The organism is Flavobacterium humidisoli, from assembly GCF_023272795.1.
GTDB lineage: Bacteria > Bacteroidota > Bacteroidia > Flavobacteriales > Flavobacteriaceae > Flavobacterium > Flavobacterium humidisoli.
In genome coordinates this window covers 4,773,321-4,798,091 of the sequence record NZ_CP096829.1, presented here as the reverse complement: position 1 = coordinate 4,798,091, position 24,771 = coordinate 4,773,321, and the positions used below count along the sequence as shown (strand labels likewise).

The 24,771-nt window shown below is 34.7% G+C and carries 22 protein-coding genes; 2 read left to right on the top strand and 20 right to left on the bottom strand.

Annotation, left to right across the window (positions count from 1 at the left end):
* Positions 1 to 145: 145 nt before the first annotated feature.
* The 5 genes from M0M44_RS20285 to M0M44_RS20265 all read right to left on the bottom strand — a co-directional run bounded on the left by M0M44_RS20285 (position 146) and on the right by M0M44_RS20265 (position 6,131).
* The gene (locus M0M44_RS20285; protein WP_248727347.1) at positions 146 to 997 is read right to left on the bottom strand and encodes an MlaD family protein; all 852 of its coding nucleotides are present in this window, start codon (positions 995 to 997) and stop codon (positions 146 to 148) included.
* A 22-nt stretch (positions 998 to 1,019) separates the two neighbouring features.
* On the bottom strand, positions 1,020 to 1,799 hold the full coding sequence (locus M0M44_RS20280; protein WP_248727346.1) for an ABC transporter ATP-binding protein: 780 nt from the start codon (positions 1,797 to 1,799) through the stop codon (positions 1,020 to 1,022).
* A gap of 1 nt (position 1,800) precedes the next feature.
* Positions 1,801 to 2,559, bottom strand: a complete 759-nt coding sequence (locus M0M44_RS20275) for an MlaE family ABC transporter permease (protein WP_248727345.1) — start codon at positions 2,557 to 2,559, stop codon at positions 1,801 to 1,803.
* Positions 2,560 to 2,824: 265 nt separating this feature from the next.
* Entirely contained in the window at positions 2,825 to 5,095 is a 2,271-nt protein-coding gene (locus tag M0M44_RS20270) for a glycosyltransferase (protein WP_248727344.1), read from the bottom strand.
* The gene (locus M0M44_RS20265; RefSeq protein ID WP_420842745.1) at positions 5,076 to 6,131 is read right to left on the bottom strand and encodes a glycoside hydrolase family 130 protein; all 1,056 of its coding nucleotides are present in this window, start codon (positions 6,129 to 6,131) and stop codon (positions 5,076 to 5,078) included. The genes M0M44_RS20270 and M0M44_RS20265 overlap by 20 nt, the downstream gene beginning before the upstream one ends.
* Positions 6,132 to 6,403: 272 nt before the next feature.
* Between M0M44_RS20265 and M0M44_RS20260 the strand changes: the two genes are divergently transcribed.
* Entirely contained in the window at positions 6,404 to 6,565 is a 162-nt protein-coding gene (locus tag M0M44_RS20260) for a DUF1328 family protein (protein WP_129747735.1), read from the top strand.
* Between the two features lie 85 nt (positions 6,566 to 6,650).
* On the opposite strand, the gene M0M44_RS20255 is transcribed toward M0M44_RS20260, so the two are convergent.
* The 12 genes from M0M44_RS20255 to M0M44_RS20200 form a co-directional block, all read right to left on the bottom strand.
* The gene (locus M0M44_RS20255) at positions 6,651 to 7,118 is read right to left on the bottom strand and encodes a DUF1440 domain-containing protein (protein ID WP_095931613.1); all 468 of its coding nucleotides are present in this window, start codon (positions 7,116 to 7,118) and stop codon (positions 6,651 to 6,653) included.
* A gap of 25 nt (positions 7,119 to 7,143) precedes the next feature.
* Positions 7,144 to 7,653 carry a DinB family protein gene (locus M0M44_RS20250; protein WP_248727343.1) on the bottom strand — a complete coding sequence of 170 codons (510 nt, stop codon included), beginning with the start codon at positions 7,651 to 7,653 and terminating at the stop codon, positions 7,144 to 7,146.
* Between the two features lie 181 nt (positions 7,654 to 7,834).
* Entirely contained in the window at positions 7,835 to 8,044 is a 210-nt protein-coding gene (locus M0M44_RS20245; RefSeq protein WP_248727342.1) for a hypothetical protein, read from the bottom strand.
* A gap of 13 nt (positions 8,045 to 8,057) precedes the next feature.
* Positions 8,058 to 8,438 (bottom strand): DoxX family protein, encoded by a 381-nt coding sequence (locus M0M44_RS20240; RefSeq protein WP_248727341.1) that lies wholly within the window; start codon positions 8,436 to 8,438, stop codon positions 8,058 to 8,060.
* A 404-nt stretch (positions 8,439 to 8,842) separates the two neighbouring features.
* Complete coding sequence (locus M0M44_RS20235) at positions 8,843 to 9,574, bottom strand: GNAT family N-acetyltransferase (RefSeq protein ID WP_248727340.1); 732 nt, start codon at positions 9,572 to 9,574, stop codon at positions 8,843 to 8,845.
* Positions 9,575 to 9,649: 75 nt separating this feature from the next.
* On the bottom strand, positions 9,650 to 10,255 hold the full coding sequence (locus tag M0M44_RS20230) for a Crp/Fnr family transcriptional regulator (RefSeq protein ID WP_248727339.1): 606 nt from the start codon (positions 10,253 to 10,255) through the stop codon (positions 9,650 to 9,652).
* A 311-nt stretch (positions 10,256 to 10,566) separates the two neighbouring features.
* Positions 10,567 to 11,025: a hypothetical protein gene (locus M0M44_RS20225; protein WP_248727338.1), complete on the bottom strand. Its 459-nt coding sequence runs from the start codon at positions 11,023 to 11,025 to the stop codon at positions 10,567 to 10,569.
* A gap of 413 nt (positions 11,026 to 11,438) precedes the next feature.
* Positions 11,439 to 12,857: a TolC family protein gene (locus tag M0M44_RS20220; protein ID WP_248727337.1), complete on the bottom strand. Its 1,419-nt coding sequence runs from the start codon at positions 12,855 to 12,857 to the stop codon at positions 11,439 to 11,441.
* 331 nt (positions 12,858 to 13,188) lie between these two features.
* Positions 13,189 to 16,353 carry an efflux RND transporter permease subunit gene (locus tag M0M44_RS20215; protein ID WP_248727336.1) on the bottom strand — a complete coding sequence of 1,055 codons (3,165 nt, stop codon included), beginning with the start codon at positions 16,351 to 16,353 and terminating at the stop codon, positions 13,189 to 13,191.
* A 12-nt stretch (positions 16,354 to 16,365) separates the two neighbouring features.
* Positions 16,366 to 17,583 (bottom strand): efflux RND transporter periplasmic adaptor subunit, encoded by a 1,218-nt coding sequence (locus M0M44_RS20210; protein WP_248727335.1) that lies wholly within the window; start codon positions 17,581 to 17,583, stop codon positions 16,366 to 16,368.
* Positions 17,584 to 17,830: 247 nt separating this feature from the next.
* A complete protein-coding gene (locus M0M44_RS20205; RefSeq protein ID WP_248727334.1) occupies positions 17,831 to 18,424 on the bottom strand; it encodes a TetR/AcrR family transcriptional regulator in 594 nt (197 codons plus the stop codon).
* A gap of 323 nt (positions 18,425 to 18,747) precedes the next feature.
* The gene (locus M0M44_RS20200; protein ID WP_248727333.1) at positions 18,748 to 19,674 is read right to left on the bottom strand and encodes an SMP-30/gluconolactonase/LRE family protein; all 927 of its coding nucleotides are present in this window, start codon (positions 19,672 to 19,674) and stop codon (positions 18,748 to 18,750) included.
* A 189-nt stretch (positions 19,675 to 19,863) separates the two neighbouring features.
* Between M0M44_RS20200 and M0M44_RS20195 the strand changes: the two genes are divergently transcribed.
* Positions 19,864 to 20,298, top strand: a complete 435-nt coding sequence (locus tag M0M44_RS20195) for a cupin domain-containing protein (RefSeq protein ID WP_248727332.1) — start codon at positions 19,864 to 19,866, stop codon at positions 20,296 to 20,298.
* Between the two features lie 123 nt (positions 20,299 to 20,421).
* Here the strand turns inward: M0M44_RS20195 and M0M44_RS20190 are convergent, their stop codons facing one another.
* From M0M44_RS20190 to M0M44_RS20180, 3 genes are all read right to left on the bottom strand, one after another.
* Positions 20,422 to 20,757, bottom strand: a complete 336-nt coding sequence (locus M0M44_RS20190) for a hypothetical protein (RefSeq protein WP_248727331.1) — start codon at positions 20,755 to 20,757, stop codon at positions 20,422 to 20,424.
* A 265-nt stretch (positions 20,758 to 21,022) separates the two neighbouring features.
* The gene (locus M0M44_RS20185) at positions 21,023 to 21,463 is read right to left on the bottom strand and encodes a hypothetical protein (protein WP_248727330.1); all 441 of its coding nucleotides are present in this window, start codon (positions 21,461 to 21,463) and stop codon (positions 21,023 to 21,025) included.
* A 197-nt stretch (positions 21,464 to 21,660) separates the two neighbouring features.
* Positions 21,661 to 24,765, bottom strand: a complete 3,105-nt coding sequence (locus tag M0M44_RS20180) for an efflux RND transporter permease subunit (protein WP_248727329.1) — start codon at positions 24,763 to 24,765, stop codon at positions 21,661 to 21,663.
* Positions 24,766 to 24,771: the final 6 nt, after the last annotated feature.

Here is a 24,771-nt window from a genome sequence, read left to right as displayed (position 1 = left end):
CTGGATTTTGTTTTTTTTAAGCTTGTCCTCCTGAGCCTCCCGAAGCGTCGGGATTGCTCAGGAGAACATAAAATGAGAATTGGAATTTAGACTCGGGAGATAGTGAACAGCCGGAGCAACTTAAAACTTGAGATTTATTATCTTTTTATTTTTTCTCTGCTTCTGCTTTTTTAGCCTCTTCCTGCTTTTGCTTTTCTTCTTTCTCTTTTTGTTCCTTTTCTTTAGCAGCTTTTTCTTCTTTCTCTTTTTTAGCTTCTTCTTTCTTTTCCTCTTGTTTCTCTTTTCTTTCTTCTTGCTTCTCTTTCTTTTCTTCCTGCTTCTCTTTTTTCTCTTTTTCTTTTTTCTTGAAGTAGCCTCTAAAAAGGAAATTGCTTTTTGCCGCTTCCATATTTTCACTGAAACCTTTTGTACCTGTTTCTAGATTAGAAAGCGTATTCGAAACGCTGTTGGCCATTTTATCGTCTTTAACCAATCTTGCCAAAGCACCGTTTCCATTGTTCATGCTGTGGCTAAAAATGGCTATTTCGTCTGAAATCACGCCGATATTATCCACACTTTTCTTAACGCTTTTCATAATATCGTGCATTTCAATTCCATCAACCGAAGCAATCTGCCCGTTATCTTCAATCTCTTTTTGAGATTTAGCGCCTGGAGAAATGGTCAAAACTTTATCGCCCATTAAACCGTCTGAACCAATGCTGGCAGTGGCGTCAGTTTTAATGAATTTTCGAACTTCTTCTTTCATTACTAAAACAACTCTCACAGTCGAGTCATTTTTCAACTGAATTTGTTCTACTGTTCCCACATTAATCCCAGAAAAGCGAACATTATTTCCGACTTCTAAACCGCTTACAGTTTTAAACTGAGAACTAATATGAAAGGTTGAACCAAAAAGATTTTGCTGTTTTCCGATAAAATAGACAGCCATAATAAAAAGCAGTAAACCAATCGTTACAAACATTCCTAATTTCCAAGTGTATCCAGATTCCTTTTCCATGATTTCTATTATTTATTTTGCTTTATTCAAAAAATGAGCGCACCCATTCGTCTTCGTCTTTTTCTAATTCTTCATATGTTCCTTCGGCATGAATCACACCGTCTTTTAAAACCACAATTCGATCGGCTGTCATTTTTGCACAGGCCATATCGTGAGTAATAATGATTGAAGAAGTTTTTTGTTTGTGTTTAATATCCAAGATCAATTCGCTGATTTCTCTTGAAGTTATCGTGTCCAAACCCGTTGTGGGTTCGTCATACAAAATAATCTCTGGTTTTAAGATTAGCGTTCGCGCCAGACCAATTCTTTTTTTCATACCACCAGAAAGTTCAGAGGGCATTTTGTCTACTGCATCGGCCAAACCAACACTTTCTAGTGCTTCCATTACTTCATTATCCACTTCTTCTCGGCTTAAATCGCGTTGGTGTTTGGTCAATGTAAAAGCGAGATTTTCTCTAACGGACATTGAATCGTAAAGTGCTCCACTTTGGAACAAAAATCCGATTCTGACTCTAATTTCATTCAGCTCGCTTTTTGAAATATTAAGAACGTTTTCATCAAAAACTTTAATTTCGCCTTTGTCTGGTTCAATCAATCCAACGATACATTTTATTGTGACTGATTTTCCAGAGCCTGAACGTCCTAAAACCACTAAATCTTCGCCTTTATTCAAAGTGAGATTTACGCCTTTTAAAACAGCATTATCTTTTCCAAAAGTTTTATGAAGATCTTTAATCTCGATAATCGGAGTTTGATCTTTCTCTTTTGTTTTGGGTTCTTTATGTAGTTTTTCCTTCATCATTTTAAAAGAATAAATCGGTTATTTGAACAGCAACCATATCTATAATAAAAATGCTCAACGACGCTGTTACAACAGCAGAATTGGCAGCCTGACCCACACTCTCTGTTCCGTTAGAAGCATTAAAACCTTTATAACAGCCAATCATTCCGATAAAAAACCCAAAAAAGAAAGTTTTAAGAGTGGCTGGAAAGAGATCTAAGAATTCTAAGGATTGAATGATCTGGGTTAAAAATCTATAGAAGTTGACATCGCCATGAATGTTAATGCCTACATAACCGCCAATGATTCCGACAGCATCGGCAAAAAATACCAAAAGCGGAACCATCAAAGTACAGGCTAGCACTCTTGTTACAACCAGATAGTTATACGGATTGACGGCTGAAACTTCCATAGCATCAATCTGTTCGGTCACTTTCATTGATCCTAATTCGGCTCCAATTCCAGATGAAATTTTTCCGGCACAAATCAATGCAGTAATTACGGGTGCGATTTCTCTTATCAGCGAAAGCGCAACCATACCAGGAAGCCACGATTCTGCACCAAATTTTACCAAAGTCGGACGCGATTGCAGTGTAAGTACCAATCCCATTATAAAACCGGTAATGGCAACCAATGGCAAAGATTTATATCCTATAACATAGCATTGTTTTAGAAACTCCTTGGTCTCATAAGGCGGAATAAAAACCTCCTTAAAAAACCTTTTGGCGAATAAGGTGGTCTCTCCAATTTCGGCGAATGTATTTTTAATAGCAAGGATCAAAATGTTTTGGTTTTAAGGTGAATGATGTGAAATGAAAATCAATTATTTAACAGTTTTTTCAAATCATTAAATTATATAGGAAAGTTAGCCCAATACTTGTTAAAATATATTACACAACTTTTCATCAGCCTTATATAATTTTCATAAGCTCACAATAATTAAAACAGTTTGACGTTAGTGTTCGCAAACAAAAAATCCCTTTCATTAAGAAAGGGATTTTCAGGGTTTAAAAAGTGAAGTATTTGGTTAGCTTCAATATTTTTTCTTATAAATTTATAGCAATGCCACTTCGAGATTTTTGCAACGGAATAACACGCGATTGTGACATGGCTAGTTTTTCCATCAATAATCTTGCAGTTAAGTAACAAACGGTCGATTCTGCACCTTGGTTTAAGTTTACATTGTGTTTCTCAAGTCCGTCATAACCGCCGCCACTTACAGGATTATACATAATCTGATTCAAATGATTTTTGCCTAAAAACCAGTTAAACGCCGCTTTCATTTTCTTTTTGTATTCTGGTATTTTGAAGGCATTGTAAAATGCATTTAAAGTTTGAATTGTGTAAGTAACATCAATTGGCTGTTCGCCGTATTGATCGGGCTCTGAACCTTTATGATGCCAACTTTGATTTGAAATGGCTTTAAAGTTTCCATCGATAAATGTTTTAGAAATCAAGAAGTCTAGAGAATCCAAAGCTACTTTTTTATACACCGGTTTATTGGTAATTAAATAAGCATACAGCATCGATTCTGGAAGAGTTCCGTTTCCGTAAGTCAGATAATTTTCAAACCATTGCCAATCTTCTGTTGCGGTGTCTTCATAGTTTGCCAAAAGTTTAGCATTCAATTTATTGATGATCGCTGCAACATATAAATTAGGAACTGTAGAATGGTACAGATACAAACCTTTTGTTGCAAAACCAATAGAACGTGGCGACTGAATATTTTCGGCCCATTTTAAAGAATTCAATAAACATTTTGTTGCTTTTTTGGTAATAGCTTCAGGAAGAATATCTGACATTGAAACCACGGTTCCCAGCGCCCAAATAGCTCTTGCATTTGAGTCTTCTAAATTTACTTCGGCATTTTGCTCAATATGTTCGCGGTTTTCCTGATCGACATAATTGATAAAGTCTCCTTTTGGTTTTTGACAGCGCTGAATGAAGTCCAAATAAATTAAAATATAAGCTAGATCGTCTTTATCCTGTGTTTGTTTGTAATGCATACAGAACGCAATTAAAGCTCTGGCATTATCATCTAAAGTATATCCTGAATCTAAATCTGGAATAGAAATCTTACTGAACTGAATAATTCCTAATTCGGTAGTTAGTTTTTTGATATGTTTTAACTGAATAGGAGGATAGCTGTATTTTATTTCTGACGGATTTTTAATCAGGTTTTTATATGTATTCATATGGGTTATTGCAGCATTTTCCCAAGAAGAGGCACGCATTTTTGTAAAAGAATTGATGCCCATTTCGTGTCTCAAATTCTCATCTCCAATCAATTTTATTGCCGCCTCAGCAAATTGATCGACATTTCCAATATCAACTAAAATACCAGAATCTGGAGTTAATACTTCTTTGGTATGTGGAATTTTAGAAGCCACAATCGGACATGCGCAGCTCATTGCATAGGCAAATGTGCCGCTTACCGCCTGATTCGGGTCTTTGGATGTAAACATATAAATATCTGTTGCTTGTAGATATTCTAAAAGTTGATCGGTATCTAAATATTGATTGATAAAACGAACATTATCCTGAAGATTCAATTCTTTCACTAAACCTTCTAATTTGTCTCTATAAGCATCAACACCGTCTTTTATTAAATTCGGATGTGTTTTTCCGATTATCAGATATAAAGCATTTGGTGCCTTTTCGATGATTTTTGGTAAAGCTTGTAAGCCTGTTTCTATATTTTTACCTTCGCCCAAAAGTCCGAAAGTTGATAAAACTAATCTGTCCTGAATATTTAATTTTTCTTTTGCCTTTTCTGGAGTTTCATATATTACAATGTGGGTTCCGTGGGGTACGCAAGTAATTATTTCTTCATTAATAGCATAGTCGTTAATTAGAATTTCTTTAGATTTATTAGTCATTACAAAAGCCGAATTGCTGTAACTCAATAATAGTCTTACGAATGTTCTCAATTCGTCATTCGGATTCGGGATAACACTGTGGAAAGTGTAAGTAACAGGGGCTTTAATAACATTTAAAAAGTCTAAAAGATCATCTCCGTAATTTCCTGAAAACAAACCAAATTCATGCTGAATATGAACTAATTTCACAGCTTCATCCTTATTGATTTCTTCTGCAACTTTAGCATATTCTGCTTTATTTTTTGTGTTTAAAGTATATGCCTGTGTCGGATGCTCCTTTGGTTCATTAACCAGTTCGCATATTTCACATTTTATAGATTTACCGTAAACATCTGTAATTCCTTTTATGGTATCTTGCGTATAAGTTGCTATGCCGCATTGCGTTGGCGGAAAAGTAGATAAAAAAACTATTTTTGATTTATTTGATATTGTTTTCATGAGGATTCTTTTTTAGCTCGGTTAATAACTCGTTCAGGTTCAAGGAGGCTACCGCAATCTTATCATCGGCAGCGCCATAGTAAATATATAGTTGGTCATCAAAAATGGCTGTTCCTGTCGGGAAAACTACATAATTGACATAACCATGTCTTTCATAATATTCAGAAGGAGTAATAATGGGTTTTGACAGTCGCGCTATAACTTTTGAAGGATCTTCTAAATCCAGTAAAACAGCGGCGGCGTGATAAACCAATCCTTTTTCTCTTCTTTCGGCAGCATGATATATTAAAAGCCAGCCATCTGCTGTTTCTATTGGCGGGGCTCCTGGACCGATATGACTTGTTTCGTGATCATATTTAGGTTCCATTACAATGTAATCTGGAAGATTTTTTAAATAGTTTTTCCAAAAATCTTCTGTTAATTCTGATTTCTTTTCAAACGAAAAAATTTGAATAGATGGAAATATGCGATGCAAGGCAACAAATTTTCCATTGAATTTTTTCGGAAAAAGAACTACATTTTTATCCCACACGAACAGGTTCTCTTTAATAGTTTCCGTCAGCGGATAATTTCTTTCTGTATTAAAAGCCAAAATCTTAGCAACACTTGGATTCTGCAAATGCTTTCGAATCAAATTTGTAAATTCGTTAAGGATGAATTTTGGCGTTATAATTCCCTTCTTTTTAAAAACTTTTAAATCTTTTGAAACTGCCAATGCAGCACAGGCATTAATTCCGTCATAAGTGACATAAGTCATGTAAAACCTATCATCAATTTTGGTAATTCTCGGATCTTCTACACCATGAATTTCATAAATATAATCTGGTACAAAAATCGGCTGTGAATTTCTTTCAACTAAAGTGGTTGGTCCTTCAAAACGACAATAACCAATAGTCGAAAAATTCCCTCTCTTTGCAGCTCTGTAAAACATGTGAACAGTATTTCCGTCTTGATAAATTGCAGGATTTAAAACACCCAATTCTTCAAAAGTTCGATCTGTTTTTTCTAAAATGACACCATGTTTTTTAGCTTCCATTATTATGTTTAAAAATTTTATCTAAAATTACTTTAGTATAAAAGCGACAATTAATCCAATCGATCAAAAAATTAACTCAAAAGCATAAACATGGTAATTGTGTAAGGCTTGCAAATAATAGTGAAAGTGCTGTGCACTCTGGCTTTAGTTTAATTTTATAGGGATAACAATTAAGCGTATAGAGTTAATAAGATTTGTAGGAATAAAAGAACTTTGAAATAAACAAGAGGGCTTATAAAACAGTCATATTAAGAACTTAAAAAATCAATACTATGTTACGTTGGACAGTTATATTTATAATTCTTGCTATTATAGCTGGAATTTTTGGTTTTGGTGGTATTGCTGCCGGAGCCGCAAGCATTGCGAAAATTTTATTCTTCATTTTTTTAGTCCTGTTTATCATTTCATTAATTACAGGAAGAAGAAAAGTTTAATTTTAAAGGTTCAAAGGTTCAGAGTTACAAAGGTTCAAAGTTTAGCCTTTGTAACTCTGAACCTTTGTTCTTTTACAACTTTACTTCAGTACCATTTCGCGTAATACTTTCTCGTTATAAAAGCAATCGGAATCCCGACACAGCAAATTACAATAAGAATAGAAAGCAAAAGCGGAAAATCTAAATTCTTCTCAGGTAAAACTGGAAATACAATTGGCAGAACAACTAGATTCATAATTACCCAAATAAAAAAACCATAAGAGACTCCCGACAGTAAAGTATTTATTTTAAAAAATGGGATATAAGGGAAAATCTTAAAATAAAACCAAGCAAAAATAAAAGCAATTAAGAAATGAAGTCCCAAGCCCACAAAAGTCATTTCTGTTCCTGCTGTGTAGGCTTCTTTTTTAAAAATACCGCTTGCAATAGATTGTAAAATTTTTTCTGCTGTTGTTTTATGTAATATTCCTGCATAAATCAAAATTGCGGCAGTAATGTCTAATGTCCCTGCAACTAAACCAGATGAAACAATGGTTCTAACTTTTGATCTCATAAAAATAGTTTTGAATTATACTGCTCTATTGTTTTTTAATGTATTCGTAAATCGATTTTAACTGATGTGTATGTCTCTGCGTATGTACAATAGCAAAATGAATCCATTCATAAATGGTGAAATGTTCAAATCCAGGTACTTTAGCATCTCGACAAATAAGCGTTAAATCGTATGTTTCTGCTGCTTCAAACAAATCATTTTGTATTTTTTTGATCGAAGCTAACAGAGTGCTTTTTTCATATTCGATATCAGGGGGCTTTATATTTTCTGGTGATTGGTATTTGGTAGCGAAGTCTAAAAATATAGCGTCTAGAGCTTTTACATTTTCATCGGGTTCTCTAGTTGTTTTTTCTGTTTTTCCTGCAAAAAGCATAGTTAGACCAGAGCAGGCCAGAATAATATGCTGTGTGGTTTGACCAGCAGTCCAGCTCCCTTCAAACGGAACAATATTGATTTCTTCTTTTGAAAAAGAGGAAACTAAATCGTGCAATTTAGTGTAGGTTTCCAGTATGGTATTTTGAATAGCGCTCTTCATTTTTTTGATTTTTAGAAATAGAAAATTCAACAGTTTATGTTTACCGATTGGTTTATTAAAAAACCTCAGTACATTATCTGTGAAATTAAATTTATAGAATTAGGGAATCTGGTACTCCTTCAAATATACAATAAAAAATATTAAAATACTATAAATCAGGTATTTGAGAAGTGTTAATTTTTTAAGGAAGCGCTTCGCAGAAATAACCGTGCGAATTTAAAATATCGATAATTTTTGTATTCGAAAAATGGGGTGCGTGAATACGAAGGATTTTGTCGCAATCTTCTAAATCGAAGTTGATCGAGCTGTCTGGATAATGCTCAAGGAGCTTCTCAATGAGGATCGAACATTGAGTAGCTTCTTGAACATTTGTTTTAAAAACTTCAATCATAAAGTTTTGGTTGTTAGAGTGCTATGTTTTTATAACGATGTATTCTATGATATGTTACATAGGATACAATTAAAATAGCAAAAACGATTAGAGGGAAGAATCCTTGAAAATCTATTCCGTCTACTGCAAAATGGCTTATCGAAGCAAAAATAAAATCGAAAGCAAATCCTGCATAAGCCCATTCTTTTATTCGTCCCGGAACTTGTGGAATGATTAAAGCTAAAACTCCAAGAATTTTAAATACAACTAATGCATTTCCAAAATATTCTGGATATCCTAGATGTCTGATTCCTTCCTTAGCCAATTCAGTTTGAGATGTTAAAGCGGGCATAACGCCTTCGAATAAAAAGATTAAAATAGTGGTAGTCCAAAAAATAATTTTTGTTGTCTTCATTGGGTATTTGTTTTAAATAGTTATTAGTTAATGTATTACAAATGTACTATTCTTATTTTTTCATGAAATACCTATTTATGACTATTTTGGGGGCATTTGGGACAAGATGATGATTTTAGATTTTAGATTTAAGATTTTAGATTTAAGATTTTAGAATATAGAATATAGAATATAGAATGTAGAATATAGAATATAGAATATAGAATATAGAATATAGAATATAGAATATAGAATATAGAATATAGAATATAGAATATAGAATATAGAATATAGAATATAGAATATAGAATGTAGAATATAGAATGTAGAATATAGAATGTAGAATATAGAATGTAGAATAGAATTAAAAAAACCTTTGTCAAAGTTTTAAAATTTGACAAAGGTTTGTCGATATGATTTGGAATTTACGCCAATTGATAATTCGTGATCGTAAACAAATCCTCAAAACCTAATCTGGTGTAAATGCCTTTTCCTAGGGCAGAAGCTTGCAGTTGCGCATATTTACAATCAGCATCTATGGCTTCGTTGATGGCGAATTTCATGATTTCTTCTGCAAAACCTCTTTTACGCATTTCTGGAATAACACCGACGCCATGAATTCCCATTATATCTCCAGTTTGAAAAAGTGTAAGCGTTCCAATCGCTTTTCCTTCAAAATGAACCAAATAAAATTTGACATTTTCATAATTATGAACCAGTGTTTCTTTGCTAATGATATAACTAAAAGATAGCGGATAAATATCTGACCAGGTTTTGGCATCTTCTTCATTTAAAACTCTTTTAAAAGTAAGATTGTTTTGAAGCGTAAATTTTTCACCTAATTTTAAAGCCATTGCTACAAGTTGAATGCGGATATTAAATCCGTTTTTTTCAAAAAATGATTTTGAATTGCTGCCAAAAATATCCCAGTATGGAATAACCAAACTTGGGTTTTTATCCATGATTTCCATAATCTGCGGAAAGTTTTTTTCGGTAATATCTTCTCTAAACCATAATCTATTTGGCCAGCCTGAATTTTTTATTTGACTGAATTGGAATGGATCAATTTTATGATAGGAAAGGAGTGGAGTTGCAACAGTTTTCCAAAGTGCGGTAAGATTGTCAATATTGTCTTTGATGAGATCTGTATTTTTCATTTTTTTTGGGATATCGAATTAAATCTAAAGCAAAGATAAAACGAGCTTTCCTGAAAAACCTTTACATATGTTGATTTACAAATCTTTTTCTAGACTTTTTCTGATTCGGCTTAACTGTGTTGGCGTAATTCCCAAATGAGAGGCGATATGCAGCAACGGAACTCGATCTGCGATACTTGGATGTTTCTCCAAAAGATTAATATATCTTTCGGTAGCATTTTGCATTACTAAGGCGACTTCTCTTTGTTCCTTTTCGATAATCCAGTTTTTCTCCAAATGGGCAATATAAAAGTTTTTGAGATCGTCGTTTTGGTAAATCAGCTCCATATATTTTTTATAGTTGATGTTGATTACAATAGAATCTTCTAAAGCTTCAATAGTAAAATTAGAGGGAGTTTGAAGCATCAACGAAACTTTAGAACCCGCAAAATAATTTTCAAGAAAAAGATTTTTATTATAGAAATTCCCGTGCAGATCTGTTATAAAAGCTCTTAAAACACCTTTCGCAACGAAATGAAGATTTTTAGCAATTTCTCCATTTTGCAATAACGTTTCTCCTTTTTTAAGCGTTTGAAAATGTGTGGTACTTTCAATATGTTTCCAAGACTGATCGGAAAGCGGGTAGTAACTTTCGATGGTTTGTTTTAGATTGTTGAGGTATATTTCTTTATTGAAAGTCATTTTTTTAGGGTTGCCACGAAGGCGCTAGGACACAAAGTTTTCTTTTTCAAAAATAAATAAATAAGTTCAATTTGTCATTTGAGAAATGATAAATCACATTGAAAGTTCCGCAGTTAAAAACACTGTAATGGATTTAACTTACGATCCTTCGGCTTCGCTCATAAAGACATAAATGAGAGAAAATAAATCTGCTAAATCTTTGAAATCTGCAGGAATCAGACACTTGGAACCTTAGTGCCTTGGTGGCAAAATAAAAAACCGCTAAAAAACAAAAAGCTTTATAGCGGTTTCTTAAGAGAATATTATTTGCATTAATCAGCATAATGATAAATACTTCTTTTAACTGTATTATCTATTTTTTCTAGCGTTACTTCGGTTACACCACCTGCATAGTTCATCGAAATGGCTACTTTGTCTTTAGTGATCTCATAATCAATAGACATTAATCCATCTTTATTTACTTCGACAGATTTTTTTTCTGTTGGAAGAGTGGTTAAATAGTATTCTGATTCATCTACTTCTTTGTTTTTTATGATATTTAGATAAACCTGATTAATATCTGTATTTTTGATAATGCATTCTCTTCCAGAACCCATTTCAACTTCTATATCCTTACAATCTTCGTCTGCTACTGGAGTCTCTTCTTTTATTTTTTCTTTGGTAATAGTATCGGCTGGAGTTTTAGCTGATTCTAATTCTTGCTCTGAACTGTTTTGTTTGCAATTTGTAAATAGTAAAGCCAAAAGCGCAAAAAATGCTATTTTCTTCATTAGTTTAAATTTGTTTAATTAATAGTTTTTGCCATGAAGGCGCTAAAACACTAAGTTTTCTTTGTCAAAAGTAAGAAAATAAGTTAAGATTTATTGTTTTTTGAGAAAGAGAAATCGCACGAAATTAGACAAGACGATTTAATTGCTGTTTAGAGCTTCCAGAGAAGATCTGTCGTTTCTAGCGATTACTTTTCATGTCCTTCAATTGTACTTAAATGGACACAAAATAGGATAGAAATCCACTTAATCTTCAATCCCAAAAACATTGAGACTAAGAGAAACTTTTTAAAAAAAACTTTGCGTCCTAGCGTCTTAGCAGCAAATTTAAAAAACAAAAAACGCCATGAAACCCAAAGGTCTCACAGCGTTTTCATCTCAAAAAATAAATAATTAACGGGTAAATGTAACAGGTATTATTTCCAGCCGCCACCTAGAGCACGGTACAAATCTGTATTGGCTGTAAGTTGTTGTCTTTTGATATCAGCAAGTTCCAATTCGCTTTGCAATAAATTCGCCTGAGCCGTTAAAACTTCAAGATATTCTGCCATACCATTTTTGAACAATAAGTTGGCATTTTTAATCGCTTGTTGCAATGTTTTTACTTTTTCTTTTAAGAAAGTTTCTTGCTGTTGTAATTTCTCTACTTTAACCAAAGCATCCGAAACTTCGCTTACCGCAACCAAAACAGCTTGTCTAAAACTTAAAACCGCTTTTTCTCTTTCCGCGACAGCAATATTATATTGCGTTCTCACTCTTTTGTTATTTAAAAGAGGTTGAGTCAACCCACCTGCAACAGTTCCAAACAATGAAGCTGGAATGTTGAACCAATTGCTGGTTTCGAAAGAGTTTAAACCGCCTTGAGCCGTAATTCTGAGAGCTGGGTATAAATCCGCTTTCGTGATACCGACATTTGCATTAGCCGCTTTAAGAGCCAATTCGGCACTTTTTACATCAGGTCTTCTGCTTACTAAGGCAGATGGAATTCCGATTGCCGTATTGTGTTTTACCTCAATTGCACTCAATTGAATAGATCTTTCTTTTGAGTTTGGGAAAGAACCAGTCAAAACACTCAAAGCATTTTCCTGAATCGCAATATTTTGTTCCAATAACGGAATCAATTGTGCGGAATTTAATTTCTGTGCTTCCGATTGTTGAATCGCCAAAGTGGTTACCTGACCCGCATCGTATTTTAATTTTATAATATTCGTTGTACTATCATTCAAACGAAGATTTTGTCTGGCAATATCCAATTGTGCATCCAGCATCAATAGATTATAATAACCTCTTGAAACATTAGCGACAATATTGGTCTGCAATGCTTTTTTTACTTCTTCAGATTGAAGATATCCTGCGTAAGCCCCTTTCTTTTGGTTTCTGATCTTTCCCCAAATATCAGCTTCCCAAGAAAGAGAAGCTCCAGCAGAATAGTCGTCAATATGTTTAGCTCCAATTGCCTGATTTAAGTTTAATCCTGTAAAACTATTGTCTGACGGATTACTTGTACTTGCGTTTACAAATAAGTTTACCTGAGGTACATTTCCCCATTTTGACTGTGTAAAACGGTATTGCGCAATTTCGATGTTCTTTTCGGCAATCTGAAGGTCGTTGTTTCTTGCAACGGCGCTGTCAATTAATTTTATAATATCTTTTTCTGTAAAGAAGTTTTTCCACTCCACATCGGCAATACTGGTTGTATCACTCGAAACCGATGCATTCCTGAAATTCTCAGGAAATGCATCTTTTGGAGTTTCAATATCCTTTGAGACTTTACAGGATATTAAAGTCGTGATCAGAATGGCGAAGGTCACGATTTTGGTTATATGATTTTTCATTGTTTTTTTATTAAATTTTTTTATCCGTTGGGTGTGATTTTTTTAACACATAGGAACATAGTTTTCAGGAGACTTTAGAAAGGCGTTTCACTAGTTTAAATGCACATAGTTTAGCTATGTGTTGAAACTAGTTTCTTTTTTATTCTCTTTTTTAAGACACAAATAACTATGTCTCTATGTGTTTAATTTTTTTTTTCTATTTTTCACCCAAAGGGTTAAATTTCTGTACAAGTATCTTTTCTAGTTTCTAGATCTCTTGAGATTCTGTACGATATATATCCGATGCCAAATATGATGGCGACAAGAATGGTTGTGATATAGTTTTCCATTATTATTTTTCTTCGTTATGAATTACAGCGATCGGTTTTCCGCTCACTTTTTCTTGTAAATGCTGGAAGATGATGAATAAAACAGGGATGATAAACAAACCTAGAATTACTCCCGAAAGCATCCCTCCAGCTGCCCCAATACTGATGGAGTGGTTACCTTGTGCAGATGGGCCTTTGGCGCTCATCATTGGCACTAAACCTACCACAAAAGCAAGAGACGTCATGATAATTGGTCGCAAACGTAATTTTGCTGCCATGATTGAAGCTGCTACTAAACCTTGTCCTGATCTTCGTCTTTGCGCCGCAAATTCCACAATCAAGATGGCATTTTTGGCGAGCAGTCCAATAAGCATGACAAGAGCAACTTGTACGTAAATGTTGTTTTCAATTCCAGTTAAACCAATAGCAACGAATACTCCAAAAATACCTGCAGGGATTGACAAGATTACTGCCAAAGGCAAAATATAACTTTCATACTGTGCAGCAAGTAAGAAATAAATGAATATCAAACACAGTAAGAATATAGTTGCCGATTGCCCTCCTGACGAAATCTCCTCACGAGTCTGGCCCGAGAATTCAAACCCGTAACCTGCAGGTAATTGTTGTGCTGCTACTTCTTCAATGGCTTTAATGGCATCTCCGGAGCTAAATCCTGGTTTCGGAATCGCATTAATAGAAATTGAATTAAATAAATTGTATCTAGAAGCGGTTTCAGAACCATAAATACGGGTTAGTTTTACTAAAGTATTTATTGGCACCATTTCGCCTGTTTTGTTTTTGACAAAAACTCTGTCAATTGCTGTTGGATCAGCTCTGTCTTCAATATCGGCCTGAACAACCACACGGTAATATTTACCAAATCGGTTGAAATCAGATGCCTGTGCGCTACCAAAGTAAGCCTGCATCGTTTGTAAAATGTCTTTTACATTTACGCCTAACTGATTTGCTTTTTCGTCGTTAACTTCCAATTGCAATTGCGGATAATCTGCTTTGAAAGAAGTAAAGGCAACGGCAATTTCAGGACGTTTCATTAATTCGCCGATAAAGTTTTGAGAAATTCCAGAGAATTTATCCAGTTTTCCTCCCGTTTTATCTTGTAAAACTAAATCTAAAGCTTCAACGTTACTAAATCCGGGAACAGTTGGGAAACTGAATACGAAGAAACTTCCGCCAGAAATAGCGCCTAGTTTACCACGAACCTGATTCATGATTTCGTCAATGTTTTTTACTTCTCCGCGTTCTTCGTTTGGTTTAAGCAATACAAAAACTACTGCAGAAGATGGACTTGTAGAGTTGGTCAATAAGTTGAAACCTGAAATAGCGGTTACAAATCGTGAAGCGTCTAATGCTTTTAATGTATTCTCAGCTTCAGTCATTACTTTTTGAGTTCCGTCCAATGATGTTCCAGATGGCGTATTTACTGCAATTGCAATAAATCCTTGATCCTCTGTTGGAATAAACCCTTGAGGAGTTGTTTTTACCATGATAACAGTCGCAACAGTAATTAAAGCCAATCCGCCTAAACTCAACCATTTTCTTCTGATTAAGAATTTAAGTCCGCCTGTGTAACGGTTTGTCAACGATTCAAAACTGCTGTTGAAAGCGCTGAAGAATTTTTCTTTAAATCCTTTTTTTACATAAGGCGCATCATGATCATGTGCTCCATGATTATCTTTTAAGAATAATGCAGCAAGCGCCGGACTCAATGTTAAGGCATTAACAGCCGAAATTACAATTGCAATTGCCATCGTAAAGGCAAACTGACGATAGAAAACTCCTGTTGAGCCTTCCATAAAACCAACCGGCAGGAATACAGCAGCCATTACCAGCGTAATCGAGATAATAGCACCCGTTATTTCGTGCATTGCTTCATGGGTTGCGATTTTCGGAGACAGACGTTTATGCTCCATTTTCGCATGCACCGCTTCGACTACCACAATGGCATCATCGACCACAATACCAATCGCCAGAATTAATGCGAAAAGCGTTAAAAGGTTGATCGAAAATCCGAATAACTGCATGAAGAAGAACGTTCCTAAAATTGCTACAGGTACAGCAATAGCCGGGATTAATGTTGATCTAAAATCTTGCAAGAAGATAAATACCACAATAAATACTAGTATAAAAGCTTCTATTAATGTATGCTCAACCTGTTCGATAGATTGGTCAAGAGATACTTTTGTACTATAGAAAATATTGTGTTTGATGCCTTTTGGAAAATCTTTAGAAGCCTTTTCCATCATTTTGTTGATGGCAATCTGAATATCATTCGAGTTTGATCCAGCTAACTGAATAACTCCAATTACAATTCCTTTTTTACCATTTAAACGAGTTAAACTGTTGTAAGAGTAAGCTCCAAGTTCAACTCTCGCTACATCTTTTAAGCGAAGTACTGAGCCATCTGCATTAGAACGTATAGCAATATTTTCATAATCTTCTGGTTTGGTTAATTTTCCTTTGTATTTAATAACGTATTCAAAAACTTCTTTGCTTCGCTCTCCAAATTTGCCCGGAGCCGCTTCCAAACTTTTGTCCTGAATCGCTCCCATAACTTCGCTTGGAGTCACTTTGTAAGTCGACATTTGCGTTGGATTCAACCAAACACGCATAGAGTAATCTTTTACACCACCAAAAATACTGGCAGAACCCACACCCGGAATACGTTTTAGCTCTGGAATAATATTAATCTGCGCATAGTTGGCCACAAAAGTCTGGTCGTATTTCGATTCATCTTCGGTGTACATACCAATTGCCATGATGAAACTGTTTTGCTGTTTCGCCGTAACAATACCTTGCTGTACAACCTCGGCAGGAAGCTGGCTCGTTGCCTGTGCAACACGGTTTTGTACGTTTACCGCAGCCTGATCGGCATCTGTACCTAGTTTAAAGAAAACCGTAATCGCTAAAGTACCGTCGTTACTGGCTGTAGAACTCATGTAAGTCATGTTTTCTACACCATTTATAGATTCTTCGATAGAAGGTGCCACAGAACGTAAAACCGTTTCTGCATTGGCTCCCGGATATACAGCCGTTACCAAAACCGATGGAGGCGCAATATCAGGAAACTGTTGTAAAGGCAGTTTAGTTAAACCCAATACCCCCAGAATTACCAATAAAATGGAAATTACGGTTGCCAGTACAGGTCTTTGTATAAATATTTTGAACATTGTCTTTTAAAATTATTTTTGATTAGTTACTTGGGCAACTTTTGTAGCTTTTTCAGGCTGAATCGCTTGACCGTCCTGAAGTTTGTCAATACCGCTTAACACGATTTGGTCACCCGTTTTTACGCCTTCTTTAATTAAATAATTGGTTCCGCTTTTACCTACTACTACGATAGGCATTTTAGTCACTTTGTTGTCTTTACCTACGGTGAAAACAAATACTTTATCCTGCATTTCAACTGTAGCAGCTTGTGGAACTAAAATCGCATCGTCGTGCTGTAATCCTAAACGGATTCTTCCTGTATTTCCAGAGCGTAAAATTCCGTTTGCATTTGGGAAAGTTGCTCTAATGGTGATGGCTCCTGTAGTTTTATCAAACTGACCATCAACCATATCGATTTTTCCTGTTTGAGGATAAGCATTGTTATCTGCCAAGATCAAAGTAACTGGAGGTAATTTTTTGATTTTATCTCCAAGAGAACTTCCTTTATATTGCTCTTTAAAGTTGATGAAATCAGTTTCACCCAAAGAGAAGTAAGCAAATACTTCGTGAACATCAGATAAAGTCGTTAAAGGCTCAACATCAGCAGCAGAAACTAAACTTCCTTGTTTTTTAGGCAGTCTTCCGATGTAACCACTTACTGGAGCTGTCACATTTGTATAGCCTAAATTAATTTTAGCAGAACCAACCATTGCTTTTGCCTGTTCAATATTCGCAGCGGCAATTTTTTGAGAAGCTTTAGCCGTTTTCAATTGATAGTCTGAAACTACTTTGTTTTGAACAAGCGGAGTTAGTTTATCTACTTCTAAATTAGCGTTGATTAAAGCCGCTTCTGCAGCGTGAAGACTTGCCAAAGCATTGTTTAACTGCTCACGAAACGGACGCTCATTGATTTTGAATAAAGTTTGTCCTTTGCTTACATAAGCACCTTCGTCGACAAAAATTCTGTCTAGGTTTCCGCTTACTTGAGGACGAATTTCAACATCAACAGTTCCTTGTATAGAAGCAGGATATTCAGCGTCAGTAGTTGTATTGGCACTTGTGATAGCTAAAACTGGTAAAACCGGTGGAGGTGGAGCAGTAGGCGCTTGATTTTTGTCGCCACAGCTGCTTAATACTAAGGCCAGAATAAAACTGGTTATAATTACATTTTTCATTTTCATAGTGGTTTTAATTGGTTGAACATTTTCTCGGATAAAATTCTTTGGTATTCTGGCATTCTCGGGATTCATATTTAATTGAATTAAATTATCTAACGTTGTTAAGTAAAAGTGCACAAATTTCCATACAGTAAGCCTCTCCAATTCTATTTTAAATCAGTACTAAATTATCTAACGATGTTAAGTAAAAGTCTAAAAAAAGAGCTTTTATTACCTTTATTAAATTTTCTAACAGTGTTAAGCGAAAGTTATAAAAAAAAGGATTTTATATTATCCCGTTTAAATCATTTTACACTGTTAAGTAAAATTGAAAATTTTTTTATTGTATAGATTTGATGATACCAGTAATGGCGTCTTTCAAAATCTGGGCATTTATTGTTTCTAAAATATCGCTTTTGTTAATGATGTTGATGGCGATTAAGCCATGAATAATAGAAAAGAAAGTAAAATATTTTTGTTTAATGATATCTTCACTAGGATTGCTTTCTTTCATAACTTCAGCAATTACTTGAGTGAATAATTTGTAAGGTCCCTCCTGAGCCGAACATCGCTGTGCACAGCAAGTCATTTGAACACCAAACATAAGTTGATACAATTCAGTATTAGTAAAAGCAAAGTCCCAGTAAGTCATCCACATGGCTTCCAATTGATCTTCGGGTTTTTCAAACTTGTCTATTGCAATTTGCAATTCTTTAGTCAGTTTGACAAAACCTTTGCCAGTCAGTTCTTCTAATATTGCTTCTTTATTCGAAAAATATTCATAAATAATAGGAGCAGTATATTCGATTCTGTCGGCAATTTTACGCATACTCAAACCATTCCAGCCTTCTTCTTTTACGATATCATAAGCAGCGCCAAGGATGTTGTTCCTTGTCTCTTCTTTTTGTCTTAAAATTCGATCTTTGCTAGCCATTGTATTCAAGTATTAAATCGTTTAACACTGTTAGGCAAATGTATGGCAGATTTTCGGATTTCAAAATATTTTTATCATAATATTTTCTTATTGCATCATAGAGAGTGCTAAAATACTAGCGAAATAAGGTATTTCGAAAGGTTTTTTGGTTTTGCAAATTTTCATTTTAAACAAAATTTAAACTAAATTCGAATCAAATTGACATGATTTTAAAGTTTTTTGATTTTGAAAAAAGTCTAATTTCTCTCTGAAGAATAAAATTTAAACCAAAATTTTGGCAAGTACTAAAATAAACAAGAGAAATAAGAGCGATCATGTATCGATTATTTCATTCCTCGAACATTCATTTCTATTGTATAAATACTTTTACCGGCAGTAATAAATAATGTTTTAAATTTTTTTCCTCCAAAACAAACATTAGCTGTCCAAGGTTGGGGAACATCAATATGAGATATTTTTTCTCCTTGTGGATTGAATATGGTAACTCCTTTTCCGCATAAGTAAATATTTCCCGACTCGTCTATTGTCATTCCATCTGAACCTGATTCAGTAAAAAGCTTTTTTTCATCTAAAGAACCATTACTTTCGATCTTATAAGAGTACGTTTTATTTCCTGCTATATCCGCAACGTATAAGGTTTTTCCATCCGAAGTTCCAATAATGCCATTTGGTTTCACAAGATCATTCTCAACATTGATAATTTTGGATTTATCCGGAGATAAATAGTAAACGCATTCTTTCTCTATTTCTTTGGAGGTATGTTTCCAGTAATCCCTTTGGTAAAAAGGGTCTGTAAAATAGATCCCACCTTTTGGGTCAACCCAAAGATCATTAGGACCATTCAGCCTTTTTCCTTCGAAGTTGTTTAGCAATACAGTATAATTTTTGTTTTTGTCTATTTTCCAAAGTTCATTTTTTTCATCGGCGCAAGCCAAAAGATTGCCTTTGTGATCAAAATATAAACCGTTAGCTCTTCCTGCATTTTCCATAAAAACAGAAAGTTTACCATTAACCGACCATTTCATAATTCTGTTATTAGGCTGATCCGTAAAATAAATATTTCCTTTTTTATCCGAAGCAGGTCCTTCTGTAAAACTGAATTGATTTGATAGTTTTGTGAGTATTGCGCCTTTTGCTATTATGGAATGGCTTTTTTCTTTTGATGTCTGAGCGTATATAAAATTTGTAAAAGTTAAAGCAATGACAAATAAAAGGTTTGATTTTATTTTAAGTTGAAGTGGATTCATCATAAATAGGTTTAAAAGTTGCTTTTGAAGCGTTTTTAAAAGTAATTTTTATTTTTGATATTCTGCAAAGTCAGGTTCAAATTTGCTCGTAGTTGAAGATTTTTTGGAGAATATGATTTTAAAGACAAAAATTAGAATTTTATTTTAATCTCAATTGATCAAAAGCATTTTTTCGTAACATTACAAAAAAAAATGAAAACGCTAACGATTCTAAAAACCACAATTGCTGTTTTGTTTTTCCAGCAGACTTTTTCACAAGAAACAAAAAAAGAAAACACAGCACCAAAATACACAATAGAAAACTGTGTCAATCATTTTGATATAAACAAAGCCACCAAAACGAAGGTTGGTTATCAATATTGGTTTGCCAATAAAGATTTTACTCAGGAAAATACTTTGAAAATGAGCATTGTCGAACCTGGAAAATCGACGCATGCGCCGCATCATCATCCTGAAGAAGAATTTTTTTATATCTTAGAAGGAACTGCCGAATTCTTTTTGGACGGAAAAACCGTAACAGCGGGTCCAAATACCAGTTTCTATTGTCCGCCAAATGCTGAGCATGGAATTAGTAATGCAGGGAAAACAGATTTGAAATATTTAGTAATTAAAAAGGATTTGAGATAGTTTGGTTTCTTTTAGTTTGAATTATCCATATAATTTACCCTGCTTCTATATTTCAAATAGATGCTCTTTGTCTTAATTTTTTGGTTGTATTTTTAACTGAATTAATAGGTATTCAGGATAATATTAATCTGCATGCTTTTCAAAATAATGAGAAGCCATTGCTACAATTGTCTCTTTTGTTGTAAAACTGTATTGTACTCCGTGATTTAGTGTATAGGAATCTCCAAGCTCTGGATGATGTTGTTTTCCATCTATATGAAATGAATCTAGGACTGACAGCCAGAGATTGCGCTGCTGGTCTCTAAAATAGAACTGATCTCTATCTGAAACAACTAAGATTGTCCCGTTGTCATTGTCTAGAATCGAAGTATTGTTGCTGCCCTCATAGTCACCCATAATAGTAATATTGGTGTTGTATTTTTTGGACGTTAGTTCTGTGATTTTTTTTGTTAGTGGCATAAGATTGGAATTTGATTTGTCTTTGAAACAGTAAAATTAAAATTACACATTTTACCAATATTATTCTAAAAAGTTTTTTTAAAAGTTAGAAATTTTGAATAAAAGATTAGTTTTCAAGAAAAAGCAAATAAAAAAGGACAGCTGCCAATGGGGTGCTGTCCTTTAGTAAATTGCAAAAAATAGAATATGATATTTCTAAGAATGTGTCAAATAATTTGTAATCTGCCAGAAAGAAAACAAAATAAAAAGTCATGCGTTTACAGCATCATTTTTCATGGTCTCTTTGCGGATAGTTTTGTCTATTAATATGAATAATAATAGGATTTCTGCCGTCTAAATCTCTTTTTCCGCGACCATATAAACCAATTATTGTTGTATCTGGCTTTTTAGATTTTATTTCTTGCGGACTTACATACGTGTATATTCCGTATCCGTGTCCAGAAACAATCCAGCCTTCTGTATTTTTTAAATCGGTGACATCAAAATCTTCTGATCGTTCTGTGTAAACGGGACCAAACTGCTTTATTAATTTTAAGGCTTTACGCTCTAAATTGGAAATTTCATCTGCCTGTTCAAAAATGATATACGTTCCGTTTTTAAACAAGACCCAATTCTGAAATTTCGTGTTGATGCTAAGTCTGACATGATGCAGTAATTCCGTTTCTGATATTTCGTCAGCTTTTTGATGGTCAGCTTTCTGTTTCATAAAAGAAAATTTAAAATAGAATAGTATTGTTTTAAATCACTTAATTGATGTTTGGTAGAATGTGTTTTTGAAATAATCTGTCTGTAAAAGTTTTAATTGTGTCATTATAAGGTATTTTTACGATTCGCTCTATTTCAATAAAAGCATCTTTAAACCAAATGTCTAAAGATGCTTTTTCACTTTATATAGAAGTAAGATTAAAATTCTGTGTTGCTTGGATCTTTTTTACGGTAAAACCAGTAGAATACTTGCGGTAAAACGGTGAGGGATAAAATCATACAGGTTATTAATCCGCCCACAATCATTATGGCTAGTGGCTTTTGCACTTCAGAACCCATTCCGGTAGATAACGCAGCTGGCAGTAATCCTAATGATCCCATAAGGGCAATCATTACAATAGGACGAATTCTGCTGTGAATTCCGTGCGAAATGGCGTCCCTTAAATGCATTCCGTTTCGCATATTTTCCCTAATCATTCCGATGAGGACAATACTATCGATCGCGCTCACTCCAAAGAGAATAATAAATCCAATTCCCGCCGAGATTCCGAAAACGGTTCCCGTTACCCAAAGTGACAAGAATCCGCCGATAAAAGCATAAGGCATTGCCGTTACCGCAATCATAGTGTCTTTGAAATTACCAAAGTTGAAATACAATAGACATAAAATTAAGACCAAAACCACAGGTATAATCATTGCCAATTGTTTGATGGCTCTTTCTTTACTTTCAAATTCTCCTGCCCATTTCATGACATTTTCTTTAGGAAGTTTTACTTCGGCTGCTACTTTTTTCTGAGCTTCATCAATAGTACTTCCTAAATCTCGACCTTCAATGCTAAATCCTACGGCAATATAACGGCTGTTTCCTTCACGATAAATAAAAGTCGGTCCCGTTTTATAATCTACCGTTGCAATTTCTTTTAGCGGCACTTTTTTACCATTTAGGGTTGGAATCAGAATGCCTTCGATTTTCTCTTTAGAATCACGATATTCTTTTTCAAAACGCAGGGTAATATCAAATATCTTTTCGTCATCATAAAATTTGGTTGCTGCTTGTCCGCCAATTGTCATTCTAATCACAGCTTGCGCATCGGCAGTAGTTACGGCATAACGTGCCATTTTTTCGTCGTTCAGCTGAATTCTCAATTCTGGCAATCCAATGTTTTTATAGACGTTGATGTCTTCAATTCCTTTTACATCTTTGATGGAATTAGCGACTTTTGCCGCCATTTCTTCCATTTGGAAAAGATCACTTCCGAAAATCTTAATCGCCAGCGGACTTTTAACTCCTGCTACATATTCTTCAACATTATCTTGAATTGGCTGACTGAAACCAAATGCAACTCCTGGATATACATCGAGCACTTTTTTGATTTCGGCAATCAGTTCCTCTTTGCTGATATCATGTTTCCATTCGTCTTTATGCTTTAATTCGATATGGAATTCGATATTAAAAAATCCTGTTGGGTCGGTTCCGTCGTTTGGTCTTCCCGTTTGCGATAGCACAAATTTTACTTCTTCAAACTTCCTGATTTTGGCTTTCATTTCTTTAGTCAAACGAACCGATTCATCCAAATTGATGCTATTCGGAAGCGTTGCTCTCACATAAATCGCCCCTTCATTAAGTTTTGGAATAAACTCTGATCCGTAAAATGCAAATCGCACACAACAAATAGCCAATAAAGCTAAGAAAACATAAATGGTAGTTTTTCTATGTTTAGTACTCCATTGAAACAGTCTGTATAAATTAGTTCTAAAGAAACGTGAGATCCTATTCTCTTTCTCGACAATATTTTTCGTCAGCATCATTTTACACATCGCAGGCACGTAAGTAAGCGATAAAATCAGCGAACCTAATAAAGCATAACCTAGAGTAAAGGCTAGGGGAGAGAACATTTTTCCTTCTACTTTCGTGAAAGAGAAAATTGGCATTAAAGCGACAATCAAAATAATTAATGCGAAGAAAATATAAGTTGCTACGCTTCCCACGCTTTTCTTGATTAACCCCATTTTGCTCATACTGTTAAAACGTTCCATTCCCACTTTATGGGCTTTCTTTTCAAGAGAAACGAACACATTTTCTACGATAACCAATGTTCCTTCGAGCAGTAATCCGAAATCGAGTGCTCCCATAGAAATCAAATTTGCGGGCAGTCCCTGAATTCTCAGCATGATAATCGCAAACAAAAACGAAAGCGGAATTACCGATGCGACAATTAGTGAAGTTCTCCAGTTGTAAAGGAAAACAAACACGATTAGCGATACAAGTAATATACCTTCAACAAGGTTTTTAGTTACGGTTTTTACAGTTGTATTTACCAATTCGGTACGATCAATAAACGGAACTATTTTTACATTGTCTGGCAGAACTCTTTCGTTCAGTTCGGTCAAACGTTCTTTAAGTCTTTTGATCACTTCACCTGGATTTTCGCCACGAAGCATAATTACGATTCCTTCTACAACATCATCGTCGCCATCTAAACCCACTTGTCCTAATCTTGGTTTTGCTGAAATCGAAACTTCAGCTACGTGTTTTACTAGAACTGGCGCGCCGCCTTTGGTTTCAATTAAAATATTGCCAATATCTTCGACTTTATTTACCAATCCAACTCCACGCACCACATAAGCTTGATCGCCACGCTGAATGACGTCTCCGCCCACATTGATGTTACTTTTGGAAACCGCTTCGTAAACATCCAATGCCGATAAATTGTAATTTTCAAGTTCTGTTGGGTTAATTTTGATTTCAAACATTTTTTCTTCCCCACCAAAACTTACCACATCGGCAACTCCGGGAACAGCAACCAATTCTCTTTCGATAACCCAGTCCTGAATGGCTTGAACTTCTTTAATAGGCAAGTCACTTTTAATTACATATCTAAAGATTTCGCCTGTTGCACCAGACGGCGGATCAATTTCGACATCGGCACCTTCAGGAAGATCCAGTCCGTTTAATCGGTTTGAAGCGTATTGCTGTGCGTAAAAATCTTCGACTCCGTCATCAAATAAAACCGTTACTACCGATAATCCGAAAAGGGAAATAGAACGAACTTCTGCCTTTTTAGGGATGGTATTCATTTGTTTCGAAATAGGAAGCGTGATGAATTTCTCTACTTCTTCGGCACTTCGTCCAGGCCATTGCGTAATAATTCTGGCTCTGGTATTGGTTACATCAGGAAATGCTTCTATAGGTGTATGAATGTAACTCACGATTCCCGCTACCAATAAAACGGCAGTCAGGAAAAACACAATGAGTGAGTTTTTCAAGGAGAAAGCCACCAGACCTTGTACAAATTTTTTCATGTCTTG

Excerpts from the sequence above, each read along its gene's own strand:
- M0M44_RS20185 (WP_248727330.1), bottom strand. The coding sequence starts at position 21,463 with ATGAAACAGAAAGCTGACCATCAAAAAGCTGACGAAATATCAGAAACG.
- M0M44_RS20235 (WP_248727340.1), bottom strand. The coding sequence starts at position 9,574 with ATGAAAAATACAGATCTCATCAAAGACAATATTGACAATCTTACCGCA.
- M0M44_RS20195 (WP_248727332.1), top strand. The coding sequence starts at position 19,864 with ATGAAAACGCTAACGATTCTAAAAACCACAATTGCTGTTTTGTTTTTC.
- M0M44_RS20225 (WP_248727338.1), bottom strand. The coding sequence starts at position 11,025 with ATGAAGAAAATAGCATTTTTTGCGCTTTTGGCTTTACTATTTACAAAT.
- M0M44_RS20270 (WP_248727344.1), bottom strand. The coding sequence starts at position 5,095 with ATGAAAACAATATCAAATAAATCAAAAATAGTTTTTTTATCTACTTTT.
- M0M44_RS20255 (WP_095931613.1), bottom strand. The coding sequence starts at position 7,118 with ATGAGATCAAAAGTTAGAACCATTGTTTCATCTGGTTTAGTTGCAGGG.
- M0M44_RS20280 (WP_248727346.1), bottom strand. The coding sequence starts at position 1,799 with ATGATGAAGGAAAAACTACATAAAGAACCCAAAACAAAAGAGAAAGAT.
- M0M44_RS20210 (WP_248727335.1), bottom strand. The coding sequence starts at position 17,583 with ATGAATCCCGAGAATGCCAGAATACCAAAGAATTTTATCCGAGAAAAT.
- M0M44_RS20215 (WP_248727336.1), bottom strand. The coding sequence starts at position 16,353 with ATGTTCAAAATATTTATACAAAGACCTGTACTGGCAACCGTAATTTCC.
- M0M44_RS20260 (WP_129747735.1), top strand. The coding sequence starts at position 6,404 with ATGTTACGTTGGACAGTTATATTTATAATTCTTGCTATTATAGCTGGA.
- M0M44_RS20245 (WP_248727342.1), bottom strand. The coding sequence starts at position 8,044 with ATGATTGAAGTTTTTAAAACAAATGTTCAAGAAGCTACTCAATGTTCG.
- M0M44_RS20220 (WP_248727337.1), bottom strand. The coding sequence starts at position 12,857 with ATGAAAAATCATATAACCAAAATCGTGACCTTCGCCATTCTGATCACG.
- M0M44_RS20200 (WP_248727333.1), bottom strand. The coding sequence starts at position 19,674 with ATGATGAATCCACTTCAACTTAAAATAAAATCAAACCTTTTATTTGTC.
- M0M44_RS20240 (WP_248727341.1), bottom strand. The coding sequence starts at position 8,438 with ATGAAGACAACAAAAATTATTTTTTGGACTACCACTATTTTAATCTTT.
- M0M44_RS20190 (WP_248727331.1), bottom strand. The coding sequence starts at position 20,757 with ATGCCACTAACAAAAAAAATCACAGAACTAACGTCCAAAAAATACAAC.
- M0M44_RS20205 (WP_248727334.1), bottom strand. The coding sequence starts at position 18,424 with ATGGCTAGCAAAGATCGAATTTTAAGACAAAAAGAAGAGACAAGGAAC.
- M0M44_RS20265 (WP_420842745.1), bottom strand. The coding sequence starts at position 6,131 with ATGGAAGCTAAAAAACATGGTGTCATTTTAGAAAAAACAGATCGAACT.
- M0M44_RS20285 (WP_248727347.1), bottom strand. The coding sequence starts at position 997 with ATGGAAAAGGAATCTGGATACACTTGGAAATTAGGAATGTTTGTAACG.
- M0M44_RS20250 (WP_248727343.1), bottom strand. The coding sequence starts at position 7,653 with ATGAAGAGCGCTATTCAAAATACCATACTGGAAACCTACACTAAATTG.
- M0M44_RS20230 (WP_248727339.1), bottom strand. The coding sequence starts at position 10,255 with ATGACTTTCAATAAAGAAATATACCTCAACAATCTAAAACAAACCATC.
- M0M44_RS20180 (WP_248727329.1), bottom strand. The coding sequence starts at position 24,765 with ATGAAAAAATTTGTACAAGGTCTGGTGGCTTTCTCCTTGAAAAACTCA.